Genomic DNA, 14,873 nt, shown 5'->3' on the forward strand with positions numbered 1-14,873 from the left:
TGTCCGTTCCTTTTTGTGAAAGGAAGGAACGGACAAAAATCTCAATTTTTAGATTCCGACCCGCCGTATTCCCTTAAGATCCTTTTCACTTCCAAAAATGTGGGGATATGACTTTGAACGGAATGTTCAGAAGGGACGAGCAATTCCGATTCTGCCCCGTCCAGATGGGAACTGTCATAGGAAACCACGGAATCGTTGATCCAATCCAAATCCCGTAACCTAGAATTTCCGATAATGGAATGGAATTTTACCGCCGGAACTTTCTCCGCAGTCACTTTCATAAAAACGCTCTGCGGGGAAAGACTGTCGACGCCGTATTTTTCGGAAACGAAATCGTCCTGATTTTTATCCATGGTCAGGAATCGGTACGCCTTCCCCAAATTGTCGGCGACGCCTTTCGGTAAAACGAATAGAAGCCGTGCAACGGTTCCCAAGAATCCTTCCGCCAAAGAGGAGCCCCTGTGCGGGGTCGCGATAAAAATCGCCCGCTTCACAAAGGGCACAGGGTCGTAGTCGAAAAGTCTTGCTAGTTGTTTTTTCAAATCGGCAGGGGCGGCGGCCCATGCAGCGGGATCCACTTTCGATTCCCGCAGCCATTCCTCCTTCCTGCTCCGAATCACCATCAGCTTCGCGAGGATTCCGCCCATGCTATGACCTACCAAGACCATCTTATCGAAAGCGGCATGCTCGGACTTCGGATCGTAGACTTTGCGAAGATCGTACAACGTTTCCCTGAATTCCGCGCCGGAAACCGGAATCGGATTACTTGTCGGATACCAATACACCCAAAATTGGTATTTACCGTTGATCTCCGGGTCCGCGAGCAATTCGTTTATCATCGGAAACCATACGAAGGGAGAAGACGCCAATCCGTGTACGAAGACGACCGGAATCTTATCCTGACGGTACGGATAAACGAAATACAACCCGCGCTTCTCTCGACCCGCTTCTCCGTCGAATGCCGATAAAAAACCGTCCTTTTTTTGGGCGGCCGAAAGCATATACGCCAAAGGAGTCGTGGTATCGCTTTCCATCGGAAGATCCAAGCCGGAAAACTCGATGCGGTTCCGGTAAACCGGATCGTAAAGATGGATCGTAGCCTTCAACTCCAAGCTCCGATTTTCAAGATAGGATTCCTCCAGACTCAGGAAAGCAGTACCGGGATACGCTTGGCCCACTCCACCCACGAATTCGTACTTTCTTCTTTCCGCGGCCTCCAGTTCGGGATACTTCCGCACCAAAATCAACGGAGTTCCGATCCCTTCCCTTCGGATATGATTGGAAAAACCCGAGACTTTGTAATCCCACGCAACTTCTACCTGCAAAAAACTTTTGGGAGTCCAGGCTGTCTCCACTTTGACGTCCACCATCGTCAATGTCCCGCGAACCAAATGGACGTTCAGATCGGTTACTCTTGCCAATTTCCGATTTCTCTTCGCAAAACGGACAAGCTGCGTGAGGGAACGATTGTAGGTGTCCAATGCAAACCTGAATTCCATCGCGAACGGATCCGGCTCGGAAGGCACCGCATTGGAATCGAACAAATAAGTGTACGAGTACACCAAAGCTGACGCGAACATGCGAGAGAACATAGGGTCTTCCGGATCAAGGGAAGTTCCGGAATGATAACAAAGCTCGGACAAATAATAGGCAAGATTACGCGACTTGGTAGCGGTCAGGCGATTATCCAAGTCGTAAATAACCAACCTCGGATATTCGGAATAACTTTCGTAAAGATCGTTACTTTTCAGAAATTGCTTCGTGAGTTCGCTCAAACCTTCGTGGTTTACCGCGTTCAATCGGACCAGGTTTTCCTGTTCGTATTGGGAATAGGTCTTCTTGGAATAGGTGGCGCAATGAGCCGCCGCAAATAGAAGCAGTAGAAAAAGCGGAAAAGAAGGTCGGAAACTCCGCTTCACCAAAACGGCGACTCCCAAAACCCGAATGTCTTTTAATCCAAAGGAGCCAGATCGGAAAGGCTCAGGTCGGAAATCGTATGCGGGTATCCTTCCCTATCGTTGTACAGGACGACAACCTTGTCTCCGTCGATCTCCTGGATTTCCACCTGGGCCCCGGTCAAGACGATGACGCCTTTCAGCAAAAAGCTTCTCTTGGTCAGCTTGACCTTATCTCCCGACTTCATCTTTCTCCATGTAAACGTCTTTTCCTTCCTTCTTCATTTTGGAAAAGATATGAATTTGGGTTTGGTCCACACGGGTGCCTATATCGTAGATCGCGTCGGTAAAGTCCGCGCCGTCGATTTTCGCGCCGGCAAGTTTGGCCCATCTTAAATCGGCGCCTTTCAAGCTGGCTCCCTTCAGATTGGCGGAATTTAAGAAAGCGCCTCTCAAACGGGCTCCTTCGAAATTCGCTCCTTCGAAATTGCAATTGGTCAGGAATGCGTTATTCAAATTGGCTCCGGAAAAATCCACTCCGTGCAGGTCTTCTTTTTCCAGAATGATGGAGGAAAGATCCTCTCCTTTCAGAGTTCCATTAGTTTGTAGGAGTTCCTTCGCTTTGGAAGCCGTGATTCTTCTTTCTTTCGGAACTCCCGAACCGGATTCGAAATCACGGATCGCCTGCTGGAGCGCCGCGACCGCAGACTCAGGATAATTCTTTCTTCTTTCCGGAAACTCGAACAGCCTTTCCACATCTTCGGGAGTGATTTGCTTGAGTTCGTCCACGGATTTTCCTTTGGCGATCTCCGTTGCCATGGCCAAGGCAACGATTCCGAAACCGCAACCCGTCGTAGTGTAACTCGCGTCGGACACGATCCGATCCTCACCGATCTTGAGATAGATTCTGTAACCGTCGCCGCAACCTACGTTCCGGTAATTGGAGACGACGGTGGCGTCCTCCATTTCACGGTAATTCAATCTCTGGTCGTTGATTTCCTTATATCTGTCGAAATCCATTACCTTCATGAATGCGCCTCCGGCAATAGCTTAGACTGGGAAAACACGGAAACCGTCCGGGAAATCCGGACGATTACTTCATTTTATATTTTTTCTTGAATTTGTCTACGCGGCCCGCGGTATCGAGAACCTTGGATTTACCGGTAAAATACGGGTGACAAGCGGAACAAATCTCCACATGGATATCACCGACTGTGGTACGGGTTTCGTACACCGCTCCACAGGCACAGCGGATCTTGGCGTCTGCGTATTTTGGATGAATGTCCGTTTTCATAATTTCCTCCAGTCCCCTGTAATTAGGCGTTCATGCTGGCCAAAAAGGCTTCGTTAGTCTTCGATTGCCTCATTTTCTCCAGCAATAATTCCATGCTTTCCGTGATGCTCATGGGAGAAAGCACTTTTCTAAGCACGAATACTTTCTGCAGGATCTCTTTAGGAAGCAAGAGCTCCTCTTTTCGAGTTCCGGATTTGTTGATGTCTATGGCGGGGAAGATCCGTTTATCGGAAAGCTTTCTGTCCAGATGGATCTCCATGTTACCGGTTCCCTTGAATTCTTCGAAAATCACTTCATCCATTTTAGAACCGGTATCCACGAGAGCGGTAGCGATGATCGTTAAAGAACCGCCTTCTTCAATGTTTCTGGCAGCCCCGAAAAATCTCTTGGGTTTATGAAGAGCATTGGAATCCACCCCTCCGGAGAGGATCTTTCCGGAAGTCGGAATGACTTGGTTGTAGGCCCGGGCCAAACGGGTAATGGAATCCAGCAGGATCACAACATCGCGTCCGTGTTCCACGAGGCGTTTTGCCTTTTCGATGACCATTTCCGCCACCTGAACGTGCCGGGTTGCAGGTTCGTCAAACGTGGAACTGACCACTTCCCCTTTAACGTTTCTGGCCATGTCCGTCACCTCTTCCGGTCGCTCGTCGATCAATAGAACGATCAGAGTCACTTCCGGATGATTACGGGTAATGGCATTCGCCACGTTTTGCATCAGAATGGTCTTCCCCGTACGAGGAGGCGCGACGATCAGAGCTCTCTGGCCTTTTCCGATCGGGCACATCAAGTCCACGATCCTGGTATCCAATTGGGAAGGATCGTGCTCCATGCGCAGCCTTTCGTTCGGATAGAGAGGAGTCAGGTTGTCAAAGAGGGCGCGCTTGCTCGCCACGTCCGGAGTATAACCGTTGACGGTCTCCACTCGGAGCATGGCAAAGAACCGTTCGGATTCTTTCGGAGGACGGATCTGCCCTTCTACCGTATCTCCGGTTCGGAGACCGAAAAGTTTGATTTGGGAGGGGGAAACATAAATATCGTCCGGACCGGGAACATAATTATAGTCCGGAGAGCGCAAGAACCCGTATCCGTCAGGGAGTCGTTCCATTACTCCTGCTGCATGTACTTGTCCTTCCCGTTCGGCCTGAGCTTGGAGAATGGCGAAAATCAGGTTCTGCTTTTTCAAGCCTCCCGTATTTTCCACCCCCAAATTCTTTGCCACTTCGATGAGTTCGTTGATCGAAGTCTTTTTTAAAGCGACCAAATCTATGGGAGCCGGACTAGGTCCGTCATAAGCCCCTCTACGACGTTTGCGGGCTCGGATCTCTGCGGTTTCCGGATCGTCTTCCGGAAAATTCGGTTCGTCTTCGTTGGATTCGTTTTGATTGTCTAGATTGATTTTGGGCTTGGAATCTCGTCTTGGGTTAGCCATCAGGATACCGTTAGATTTTTTATTAAAGGTGTAAGGAGCTACGCCTTTCAGATTTATTTTTAAGATTAAGAGCGGGTTATTTTAGAGGATCCGCAATGATCGGATTTAAATTCGCTCCGAAAACCCATCTACTTTCTATGTGGGGATAGACTCAGAGAAAGGAACGAAGGTCAGCTCTCTTTCTGGAGAATTCCCTTTCATCCCGCCGTGTCAATGAAATTATTTTCCTTTGGTCTTTTTTTTGGAGGCGCTTTTCTTCTTAGGGTTAGGAGTCCTCTTCTTGGCCGAGGATTTAGACTTCGGTTCCGGTACGACCGCTTTCGGAACGGGTTGGGGCTTTTTGGGAAGAGCGGATTTTCCCACTTTTTTTCGAGGGATCGGTTGGTCCTTGCTCAACTTAAATCGACTCCCCAGATCCAAAAACTTGATTCGATTCTGCAATGTGGTTCGGGGAACGCCGAGGTCTAATGCCGCGTGGGACACGTTTTCCTGGTTTCGTTTCAAGGTATGGTAGATATAGCTTCCTTCCACTTCCTTTAACATAGTTTCCAAAGGAAGTTTTTGGCCGAAGGCCTCCGTCACCGAGGGAAATTCCAACCCTTCCCCGTCCGCTCCGTTCAGTTTCGTGCCTACCGAAGAGAAGTGATACAGGTATCCGAGAGGTTTCCCCTTTTGTCTCAAAACCGAGACTCGAACCAGACATTCCAGATCCGTTACGAAAGTTTGGACGGAAATTTTACCCTCGTCCAATCGGAGTTCATGGGCCTTCAGATAATTTCCCAATAAATCCTTCGACATTTCCTTCAGAAGTTTTTCGGCCTGCAGAATGCTGTCCCGGAACCATTTCCGTGGGAGCACTTCCGATTCGAACGTCTCGTTATAAAAAACGGTATGTCCGTCCAGGTCCGTGGCCAAAAGCCCGTCGGGAAAATTCTGGAGAATCACTTCCATAAACCATTGGCTTTGCTTGGCTCGATCCTCCGCGGAATTTTCCGGAGAAGAAGTCCGTTTTTCCTCCTGCTCCACCACCCAGGAAGAACGGCTTAGCTCCGCCATCAAACGGGGTTTGTCCCACTCGTCCTTTTTTTCTCCGAAGGAATTCAGAACTGGAATGGTCCTTTGCTTTTGAAAATAACCGAGGAGGCTTTCCGGAATTTCCCGGATCAGATATTCTTCCGGAATGCGAGTGAATTCCCGATCCGCAACGCTAAGGTCCGCCAACTCCATAAGCACTCTTTCTTTGGGAAGAAGTCCGAGCAATCCGGAGCCTTCCTCCCAGACCGGAAGAAACCCGGTCGGAGTGTACAGAAAATGTTTGTAGAGACCTTCGATTTTCATCAGCGGATTTCGGGAAAAAGAGTTTCCCTGAAATGACTTCTATTCCCGATTTACCGGTAAAATTCTTCCCTTTTTTTCCTTCTTGAAAGGAGTTTTTTTCTCCGGAGAAAAATTTTCGCGCGGGAATCTAGCGAGATGAGTTTTGTCCCAAAAGACGATCGCCCGCTTTTTTATACTCTTCCGGATAGGGCAACTTGGAAGCCTTGAGACAGGAAAGGGAATATTTTAAGGAACGTTTATAAAGTACTAGAGAATAAAGATGATTTCCGTCTCTGCGGAACTTGTTTCCGGCCAACCATTCCTCTCTGGCCATCCGAAAATAATTCTGCGCTAGCTCCTTCTCTTTCGCTTTTAACGGATGCCTTTCTTCCGGATCCATTTTGGAGAGCTGACTTTCCCGAACCACGTACTGCAATAATTTGTCCGAGGAAACTTCCGTAAATTCGGACCAACGCTTTAAAATTTCGGGTAGATTCTTTTCTATGTTAACTAACGCTTCCGTTCTCTCCTGAACAGAACCGGCTCTGGAAGCCGCCTCCAGATCCGATATGAAGTTTTCCAATCTATCCATATCTTTGTCCAATTCGGAGAAAGCGAAAGAACGCCTCATTTCTCGGAGGACGCGGACTTTGGAATCTACGTTTTTTTTTCTCTCACGGAACGTCAGGGATTGGTTGGATTCGATCTTACCCCAAACGAGGAAGACCAAGGCGATCCCTACCGTCCAAGCGGTCCATTTCAGGAATTTCCGCCCGCTCCTTAAGGAACTGATCTCCGCAGGAGTAGGCAGATCCATGACGAAATCTTTTACTTTCCGGAATTCGATGCCGGGCCGGCATTCGAGTCGGAAGAAGGAATCGGCGGAAGAGCTTCCTTGCGGTTCATGTCGTCTAGACGGATTTCCTCGTTGCTTTTTTCCAAAAAGGAAACCCGCCCATTAGTGATAAAACTATAATTATCATCATGGGTCTCCAGCAAGTCGATCGGATTCGTTTTGACTTCTCCCGGAGGAGCCACTTTTTGACTGATCAGCTCGTTATCAATATAGTCGATCAACGTATTTCGGATCCGATCGTAGTCGGAGATATTCTCTTTTTCCGCGGCGTTTCTCATTTCGTCTAAGTTCACGAAACGATATTCGGATTTGTCGTCGTTCGGAGTCTTAGCGGAAATCATCGCAAGAATGGCGAATCTCTTCGCCCTTCTCGCGACCTTGATTCCTTCCCCGTGGAGTACTAATTTGACCCTGTATTGGTACGGAGAGGAATTATAAGCGGAAGTAAAACTGTCCTCTGAGGATTTCAGATCCCGGAAGCCCAATTTTAAAAGGTGCTGCGCGATTTTATCGTTGGAACGGATGATCAACGGAGAAGCCGCTTCCAGTAGGATCCGCGCCGAACGTACATAATTCTCATGGATCACCTGAAAGAGGTCCTTCATTTCCGCCTGAGCGGATTTCAAATTTCGGTAGGAAAGGCTATAATTCCCCTGGAAATACCACATATTCCCGTTAAAATCCGCTTGGTTGGATTTCTTGAAGGAACGGTAATTGTCCAGCGTGTTCAGTCTTTTGTAGAGTTCTTCCTCTCCTGCCGGAGCGGTTCCCCCGGGTTTTTGCCCGGTTTGGGCGTTCTCCGCGGCAGTAGGAGTATTCGCTTGCGGTTTGACTCCTTTCTCTTCGCTCATAGGAGGGGAAAGATTGCTCGCGCATATATTGATGAATTTCAAATTCAGCTTATTCTCGTCGATCAGAATGGCCAAATTGGTCTGGTCCGGGGAAACCCCTAAGACCCGATCGGACAATCCGCCGACTAGAAAAACGGTAAGGAGGATGGCAAAGATTCTAAAACGATTCGGACCCATGGCGTACTTCCATCTAGACTATCGGTTAGAACGAAAAAATTGCCTACTTTTTTTGGGTCAAAGAGAAGAGATCCGACGGATCGCTTCCGTTACGTCTTCCTTTTTACCGAAGGCGGAAAGCCTGAAATATCCTTCTCCCGCCGGTCCGAAACCGGATCCCGGGGTCCCGACCACCTGGGCCTTGTCCAGCAGACGATCGAAAAAATCCCAAGAGCTCAATCCCTCCGGAGTCTTTAACCAAATGTAAGGCGCATTGACTCCGCCGAACACATCATAGCCGGCTTTTTGCAACCCTTCCCGGATCGCTTTTGCATTGGACATATAGATCGCTATGCTTTCCTGGATTTCTTTTTTTCCCTTTGCGGAATACACGGCTTCCGCCGCCTTTTGCGTAACATAGGAAACCCCGTTGAACTTCGTAGTGTGGCGACGACTCCAAAGAGAAGCGATGGAGACCTCCTGCCCTCCTTTGGTTCTGCCCTTCAATTCCTTCGGAATTACGATGTAGGCGCAACGCAAACCGGTAAAACCGGCCGTCTTGGAAAAGGAACGGAACTCGATGGCGACTTCCCTAGCCCCTTCGATTTCGAAAATGGAACGAGGAACCCCCGGCTCCGATACATAGGCTTCATAAGCCGAATCATACAATAGGATGCTTCCGTTCTTTTTGGCGAATTCCACCCAGCCTTTTAGAGATTCCTTGGAAGCGACCGTACCGGTGGGGTTATTCGGATAGCAGAGATAAATCAGGTCGGGGCGTTCCTTCGGAAACTCGGGCTGAAATCCGTTTTCCTTGGTCGCAGGCATGTAAATCAGATTCGCATAACGTCCGTCCGGTCCCGCTTCCCCCGTACGACCGGCCATTACGTTCGTATCCACATAAACGGGATACACCGGATCTCCGATCGCGATCTTTGCGTCGTTGGAGAAAATCTCCTGTATGTTTCCGCAATCGCACTTGGATCCGTCTGAAACGAAAATTTCGCTTTCGTCCAGCTTGACTCCGAGGGGAGCATAGTCGTTTTCCGCGATCGCTTTTAGAAGGAAAGAATATCCCTGTTCTGGACCGTAACCGTGAAATCCTTCGGACGTTCCCATTTCTCGAGAAGCCTGAACCATCGCGTCCACCACGGACGGCACCAAAGGAAGAGTAACGTCTCCGATTCCTAAGCGGATGATTTTCGCCCCGGGATTTTTTTCTGAATATGCCTTCACTCTCCTTCCGATTTCCGGAAAAAGATATCCCGCTTTCAATTTCAGATAATTTTCGTTGATATTCGCCATAGTCCTTCCGCTATTCCTTTTCCTCGTCGTTGTCCCGGATAGGCCGCCTTCCGGAAAAGCCTTCGTCGTAGCCGTGCTCGAACAAAAGATCCTCTTCCCCCAAATGCCAGCAATAATAACCGCTTCCGTTGTCGAAGTCCACGAGCCACAAACCCTTGACTTCCACTCCGAGATCGCGGATCTTTTCCGCCCAATCGATCAATAATTCCTCTAACTGCGCCTCTTTGGCTTCCTGTTCGTTCTCTCTCAGGATCTCATCCTTGAGCTCTCTGTGAAGCTCGTTTACGGAAGAATAATATTCTTCCGTGATGGAACGGACATAAGGCAGAATTTTTCGGGCTTCTTCGTACGTCCAGATTTTACGTTCCATCTAAGAATCCGATTCCCTATTAGAATTCCGACGAGGACATTCCCGACTAAAATCGCCGTACTAAAGCTTTATTCCGAGAGAAAGACAGAGCAAGGTCATCCTACTTACCACTCCATATTTAGCCTGTCGAAAATACGCGGCATTCGGAAGGTCGTCGACGTCCGTGGAAAGCTCGTTCACTCTAGGCAAAGGGTGCAGTACGGTGGTATTTTTTTTGGAAGCGAGTATAAGTTCCTTATTCACCTTAAAGGATTCTTTCAATCTCTCGTATTCCCGATGGTCCGGAAATCTTTCTTCCTGGATGCGGGTCACATAAGCCACGTCGCATTCCCAGACCTTCTTGATGTCCTCACTCTCTTCGAACGTGATCGGAAATCCGGAAAGTCCCTTTTTATAGGATTCCGGCAGAGACAACTCGGGCGGGGAAATCAAATAAAGATGCACCTTATAATGTCGGAGAAGATTGATCAGGCTGTGGATGGTACGGCCGTATTTTAAATCCCCGATAAAGGCCACGGTCAAACCGTCCAGTTTTCCTTTTTCGGAAATGATCGTATACAGATCCAAAAGTGCCTGAGTGGGGTGCTGCCCTGCCCCGTCTCCCGCGTTGATGACCGGAATTTTCACTGCTCCTGCGGCGATTCTGGAAGAACCCTCCACTGGATGACGAATCACGGCTATATCAGCATAAGCTTCCACCATTTTCATGGTATCATACAGAGTTTCTCCTTTCGAGATGGAGGAGAATTGGAAACCTACGGTCGAAATCACTCTCCCCCCTAGACGTTCCATGGCCGCCTCGAAGGAAAGTCTGGTCCGAGTGGAGGCTTCGAAAAAAAGCGAGGCCAGCAATTTTCCTTCCAGAATTCCGAACGCCTTTCCTGCCTCTATGGACCGTTCCATTTCCCGGGTTTGGTCCACTAGAAAATCCAAGTCCTCTTTAGAGAATTGTTCCGTATCCAGAATATTCTTGTGATCGTACGCCATTCCGAAGGCCAGGATGCGATGGGCCGAATGGTACGCAAGAGATTTCGATTTTTCTACTCGCTTCCCGATCCGTTTCCTTACGTCGGAGAAAAAAACGACTTAGTGGTGGATTTTTCTTTTTTTGGAAAATCTCTGGAATACGGAAAGCATGATCGGAACGTAGATCAAGCTCCCCAAGGTTCCGAACCCGAGCCCCCAGCCCAAAGCCAAAGTCATCGGAACGAGAACCGGATCCGTTCCGCCCAATCCGTAAGCCGTAGGAAGTATCCCCGCTACCGTAGTCAAGGTCGTAAGAAGAATCGGTCGAAAACGTCTGCGACTGGCTTCCAAAAGTATGGAATCCAGAGACTCCTCGGATCCTTTTTGGACGGAATCGATACAATCCACTAAAACGATGGAAGCGTTTACGAGAACCCCCGCAAGCCCGATGATCCCGATCATCGCCAAAAAGCTGATCGCCTTACCCGAAAGAGGAAAACCGATCACGATCCCGGTAATTCCCAAAGGAATCGTGCTTAGAATCAGGAAGGGGCGCCAGAAACTCTGCATCGTCAAAGCGAGAATCGCAAAAATTCCGAATAAGGCCAATATTCCGGCCTTTCCTAGAGATTCCATAGAACGCTGGGTATCCTTCTCTTCTCCCCCGAATGCGAGGGAAATCCCGGGGTACTGCCTTTCGATGAGAGGTTTGAATTCCTGGATGATTTTGGAATTAGCCTCGTGAGCCGTGATCTGTTCCGTTTTTACGTCCGCGTTGACCGTGATCGCTCTCTCGAAATCCCTATGGGAAAGAAGTTCGGGGGAATCGACGAGTTCCATTTTGGAAATCTTAGCCAAGTGGGTGATGTTTCCGGCCTTATTCCGTAGCGGAATATGTTTGATTTCCTCCGGGTCCTTTCTAAAATCCTGATCGTACTGGACTCTCAGATAGATTTTAGTCCTTCCCTTTCGAACGGTACCGGCTCTTTCTCCGTCATAGGCGGCCCTTAGAGTATTTGCGGCGGCAAAACTGGAAATGCCGGTAAAACTTTCCAATCCTTCATCCAAACGAATCTGCATCTGCTTTCTTCCGTAACGATAATCGTCCCGGATAGAATGGACGCCCGGAATCGTCTTTAGGAAGTTCTGCAATTCGAGGGAGGCTTTTTCGAGCTGTCCATAATCTTTTCCTAAAATAGAAACCGTGATCGGCGCACCGATCGGAGGAGCCGCCCCGAACTCCTCCATGTACACGCCCACCAACCCGGGAGTTTTTTTGAAATCCGATTCCAAAGAAGCCAGAATTTCGCTCGCTTTGCGTTTTCGATCCGACTCCGGAGTCAGATACACTAGAACGACTCCCAAGTTTTCTCCGAATCTGGAAAGAGGGTCGTCCGGATCCGTTTGTTGTACTCCTATCTTGATGGAATAACTTACGAGTTCGTTGGCCGGAATCTTTCGGATCACCGTCTCCATGTATTTCATTTTCTCTCTCGTCTGATAGATCCGGTACGAACTGGGAAACTCCGCCTTAACCGTAAAGATTTCGATGTCTTCTTTAGGGAAAAGGATGAATTTCATTCTACCCAAAGCGAAAAAGGAAAGAAAAATCAGGATTACGATAATTATGAAGGAGGAAAATTTATGGCGAAGGCAAAACGCGATAAAATCGGAGAACTTCTCCTCCATCCTATGGAAAAAAGAATCCAGATTTTTCCTGAGGCGGGACGAACGTTTCAGCTCTTCGGGTGTCTTGGCGAAGGCGCTGATTCTTGCCGGCAAAAACAAAAAAGACTCCAATAAACTCGCTGTCAAGGCGACGATTACGACGAGAGGGATCTGCCATACGAATTTTCCCATGATTCCGGTCATAAATAGCATGGGAAGAAACGCGGCTACGGTAGTCAGATAGGATCCGAAAATCGGAACCATCATCTCCATCGTTCCCTTGACGGAGGCCGAAAAGGAATCCAGATTTTTTCCCAAATAGGTATAGATATTCTCCGAAATCACGATGGAGTTATCCACCAACATACCTAACGCGATGATCAATCCCATCATGGAGATCATGTTAAAGGAAACATCGAAGAACGGAATCACGGCGAAAGTCATCAACATGGAGATGGGAAGAGAAAGCGAAGTCAGCGTGGCCGTTCTAAAATCCAAAAATAAGAAAAGGATTCCGAAAACGATACAGAATCCGATGAGAGCGTTGGAGGAGACGACGTCCAATCGTTTGGATGTCCGTTTGGCCTCGTCGCTTAACGTTAAGGTTTTTATTTCCCGAGGGACGGTTGCGGAGAGTTCGGACAATCTCTTTCTCACCTGGTCCGCGGTATCGATGGCGTCCGACCTTTCCTTTTTAACAACGGACAGAATCAATCCTTGCTCGCCGTTTGCGATCGCAAGAAAACGGGGATATTCGAAAGTATCTTCCACTCGTGCCAGATTTCCGAGAGGGATCTTGGAAAAGAAATCGTTGGTTCGGAGAGGGACTTTGTAAATGTCCGAAGGTTCCCGAAATTCCCCGTCTATCCTGAGATCGAAGGCTACTTGCGTTTCGACAGAGCCGGCGGGAAGGTTTACGTTTCGGTTCCGGATCGCATTCGTAACGTCGGATAAATCCAACTGGTACTGCTTGAGGCGATTCGCGTTGACTAGGATATGCCACTCACGATCCCTTTTACCGAAAACATCCACGCGAGCCACTCCGGGAATTTTTTCCAACTCCCTTTCTATAAACTCCGCGGTGGTATGCAGTTCGATTTCGTTTTTTCCTCCGAAAACCGAAAATTCTAAAATAGGATAGGAACTGGATTTGCGCTCCGTGATTTTCGGCTTTTCCGTGACTTGAATGGGAAATTCGGAGGTGGCGCTATCGACCGCTCTGCGGATCTCATCTAGGATTTTTTCTGGATCCTTTTCCTCCAAACTCACGCGTACGTCGATGTCCGAAGCGGAATTCCGGGAAAAAGAACGGATCTCATCGATTCCGTCTATCTCCTTGATTTTCTCTTCGATCGGATATGTGACCCTCAATTCGACATCGGCCGGGGAAGCGCCGGGAAATTTCGTCGTGATCACGAGTTGCTTCATGTCCACGTTCGGAAAAGTATCCCTCCTAAGTCCCAATAGTGAAACTAAGCCGGCAAGAAAGACGAAAGCAGTCCCTAAATACAAAAATAACCGATTTCGAATAAAGGATTCTATAATATCTCGCATTGCCTTTCGTCCAAAGGCCTAATTTCGGAAACTTGTCGCTCCAGTCAAGGGAAGAGAAAGAAATTTCAGTTCTTGTCCTTCAGTCGGAATTCTGATTCCGACTGAAGTCGAGAGAGAGGGGTTGCGATAGGGTAAGGTCTCCCCGCCCTTCCTGGGCGGGGGCCGAAAACAAAAAACCCTAACACTCTAATACCCCAGACTACTGCCTAAATCAGCCCTTTCCATTGGCTCCATGCTTGCCCCCAAAATCCTCTGTCCCAAAACTCGCCGACAGTCTCCATCTGCTTCGGTAGACGATTCCACGGAACACCGGGAAATCGGTGGTGGATTCTGTGATAATTGAAATGCAAAAACCAGCGACTGAGACGATCCGGAAGCCATAGGTTGTATGCCGAATTCTTATTATCGATCTCCTTCGCATAATGATAGGCGTTATCGAAAAAGGAAACGAAGAAAGCGCGCAATACCAACAGAATCGAAAGAATCCAGAAATAGCGTCCATACAGCCAAAAAGAAAAGGAATATAATAAAAATGTTAATAATAAATCCTTTCGAATCTCGGAAAGGATTTCTAGTTTCAATACCCATTTAAAAAAAGCCTCTTCGATCGGGTAGCGAACTGTCTTCTCAGAGATTCTTTTCGACCAAGCCGAGGGAAGAAAGAGGACAAAACCGATTCCTACTTCGAACAGATACGTAGCAAACGTGATTCTGAAATAGTAATTCAAACTTTGCATCCATCTGGGACGACCGGAGTCGGCTTCGAAGAATTCGATCCGATCTCCCTGCTCTCGGTTAAATTTATGATGCATCAAATGACTGGCCTTCAGCACGACGAACTGTGTTCCGAATACGATTGCGAGAACTCTTCCCCAAAATTGACTTTGAGAGCGGTCGTTGGAAAAATTCCCGTGGATACTTTCATGGATCAAATTCCAAAGCAGATAAGAGAGAGGACCGCTCACCACGGCAAAAAAGACTCCGATACCGACCGTATCCGGGAAGAGGTTCAACAAAATCGGAATCAGAAAATACAGGCCTGCGAAAAAAAGGATTAACCCCCACGCGATACGAATGTTCTGTCGAGTCGGGAGCTCTCTACTTGGTAGTACGGTCGAAACGGACATCTATCGATCTAGATCCGCAAAAAGGCTTTGCAAAGCAATCATTTCGAAGGAAAAAATTCTCCCTTTTTCCGAGCGTCCCGTC

The 14,873-nt window shown here is 48.3% G+C and carries 13 protein-coding genes; all 13 read right to left on the reverse strand.

Annotated elements, in window-relative coordinates; genetic code table 11:
- Window positions 1-41: 41 nt before the first annotated feature.
- The 13 genes from EHO61_RS07775 to EHO61_RS07835 all read right to left on the reverse strand — a co-directional run bounded on the left by EHO61_RS07775 (window position 42) and on the right by EHO61_RS07835 (window position 14,791).
- Window positions 42-1,919 (reverse strand): esterase/lipase family protein, encoded by a 1,878-nt coding sequence (locus EHO61_RS07775; protein WP_210415317.1) that lies wholly within the window; start codon window positions 1,917-1,919, stop codon window positions 42-44.
- 32 nt (window positions 1,920-1,951) lie between these two features.
- Window positions 1,952-2,143, reverse strand: a complete 192-nt coding sequence (locus EHO61_RS07780) for a hypothetical protein (RefSeq protein ID WP_135766423.1) — start codon at window positions 2,141-2,143, stop codon at window positions 1,952-1,954.
- Window positions 2,127-2,924 carry a pentapeptide repeat-containing protein gene (locus tag EHO61_RS07785; RefSeq protein WP_135813065.1) on the reverse strand — a complete coding sequence of 266 codons (798 nt, stop codon included), beginning with the start codon at window positions 2,922-2,924 and terminating at the stop codon, window positions 2,127-2,129. Before EHO61_RS07785 ends, EHO61_RS07780 begins: the two co-directional genes overlap by 17 nt.
- Window positions 2,925-2,988: 64 nt before the next feature.
- Window positions 2,989-3,189, reverse strand: a complete 201-nt coding sequence (rpmE, locus tag EHO61_RS07790) for a 50S ribosomal protein L31 (RefSeq protein WP_135813066.1) — start codon at window positions 3,187-3,189, stop codon at window positions 2,989-2,991.
- A gap of 22 nt (window positions 3,190-3,211) precedes the next feature.
- A complete protein-coding gene (gene rho, locus EHO61_RS07795; RefSeq protein ID WP_135813067.1) occupies window positions 3,212-4,621 on the reverse strand; it encodes a transcription termination factor Rho in 1,410 nt (469 codons plus the stop codon).
- 219 nt (window positions 4,622-4,840) lie between these two features.
- Window positions 4,841-5,959, reverse strand: a complete 1,119-nt coding sequence (locus EHO61_RS07800; RefSeq protein WP_135813068.1) for a helix-turn-helix domain-containing protein — start codon at window positions 5,957-5,959, stop codon at window positions 4,841-4,843.
- A 127-nt stretch (window positions 5,960-6,086) separates the two neighbouring features.
- Complete coding sequence (locus tag EHO61_RS07805; RefSeq protein ID WP_135813069.1) at window positions 6,087-6,755, reverse strand: PROCN domain protein; 669 nt, start codon at window positions 6,753-6,755, stop codon at window positions 6,087-6,089.
- Window positions 6,756-6,766: 11 nt separating this feature from the next.
- Window positions 6,767-7,822: an adhesin OmpL37 family surface protein gene (locus tag EHO61_RS07810; protein ID WP_135813070.1), complete on the reverse strand. Its 1,056-nt coding sequence runs from the start codon at window positions 7,820-7,822 to the stop codon at window positions 6,767-6,769.
- Between the two features lie 57 nt (window positions 7,823-7,879).
- Entirely contained in the window at window positions 7,880-9,106 is a 1,227-nt protein-coding gene (locus EHO61_RS07815) for an LL-diaminopimelate aminotransferase (protein ID WP_135813071.1), read from the reverse strand.
- A gap of 10 nt (window positions 9,107-9,116) precedes the next feature.
- Window positions 9,117-9,476: a DUF2203 domain-containing protein gene (locus EHO61_RS07820; protein ID WP_135813072.1), complete on the reverse strand. Its 360-nt coding sequence runs from the start codon at window positions 9,474-9,476 to the stop codon at window positions 9,117-9,119.
- 60 nt (window positions 9,477-9,536) lie between these two features.
- The gene (pyrB, locus tag EHO61_RS07825; protein ID WP_135813073.1) at window positions 9,537-10,463 is read right to left on the reverse strand and encodes an aspartate carbamoyltransferase; all 927 of its coding nucleotides are present in this window, start codon (window positions 10,461-10,463) and stop codon (window positions 9,537-9,539) included.
- Window positions 10,464-10,562: 99 nt separating this feature from the next.
- The gene (locus tag EHO61_RS07830; protein ID WP_135813074.1) at window positions 10,563-13,664 is read right to left on the reverse strand and encodes an efflux RND transporter permease subunit; all 3,102 of its coding nucleotides are present in this window, start codon (window positions 13,662-13,664) and stop codon (window positions 10,563-10,565) included.
- Between the two features lie 206 nt (window positions 13,665-13,870).
- Entirely contained in the window at window positions 13,871-14,791 is a 921-nt protein-coding gene (locus tag EHO61_RS07835) for a fatty acid desaturase family protein (protein WP_135813075.1), read from the reverse strand.
- Between the last annotated feature and the right edge of the window lie 82 nt (window positions 14,792-14,873).

The sequence above is a fragment of the Leptospira fluminis genome (assembly GCF_004771275.1).
GTDB classification, from domain to species: Bacteria; Spirochaetota; Leptospiria; order Leptospirales; family Leptospiraceae; genus Leptospira_B; species Leptospira_B fluminis.

Coding starts and splice junctions, on each gene's coding strand:
- EHO61_RS07780 (WP_135766423.1), bottom strand. CDS start 2,143: ATGAAGTCGGGAGATAAGGTCAAGCTGACCAAGAGAAGCTTTTTGCTG.
- EHO61_RS07785 (WP_135813065.1), bottom strand. CDS start 2,924: ATGAAGGTAATGGATTTCGACAGATATAAGGAAATCAACGACCAGAGA.
- rpmE (WP_135813066.1), bottom strand. CDS start 3,189: ATGAAAACGGACATTCATCCAAAATACGCAGACGCCAAGATCCGCTGT.
- rho (WP_135813067.1), bottom strand. CDS start 4,621: ATGGCTAACCCAAGACGAGATTCCAAGCCCAAAATCAATCTAGACAAT.
- EHO61_RS07800 (WP_135813068.1), bottom strand. CDS start 5,959: ATGAAAATCGAAGGTCTCTACAAACATTTTCTGTACACTCCGACCGGG.
- EHO61_RS07805 (WP_135813069.1), bottom strand. CDS start 6,755: ATGGATCTGCCTACTCCTGCGGAGATCAGTTCCTTAAGGAGCGGGCGG.
- EHO61_RS07810 (WP_135813070.1), bottom strand. CDS start 7,822: ATGGGTCCGAATCGTTTTAGAATCTTTGCCATCCTCCTTACCGTTTTT.
- EHO61_RS07815 (WP_135813071.1), bottom strand. CDS start 9,106: ATGGCGAATATCAACGAAAATTATCTGAAATTGAAAGCGGGATATCTT.
- EHO61_RS07820 (WP_135813072.1), bottom strand. CDS start 9,476: ATGGAACGTAAAATCTGGACGTACGAAGAAGCCCGAAAAATTCTGCCT.
- pyrB (WP_135813073.1), bottom strand. CDS start 10,463: ATGGCGTACGATCACAAGAATATTCTGGATACGGAACAATTCTCTAAA.
- EHO61_RS07830 (WP_135813074.1), bottom strand. CDS start 13,664: ATGCGAGATATTATAGAATCCTTTATTCGAAATCGGTTATTTTTGTAT.
- EHO61_RS07835 (WP_135813075.1), bottom strand. CDS start 14,791: ATGTCCGTTTCGACCGTACTACCAAGTAGAGAGCTCCCGACTCGACAG.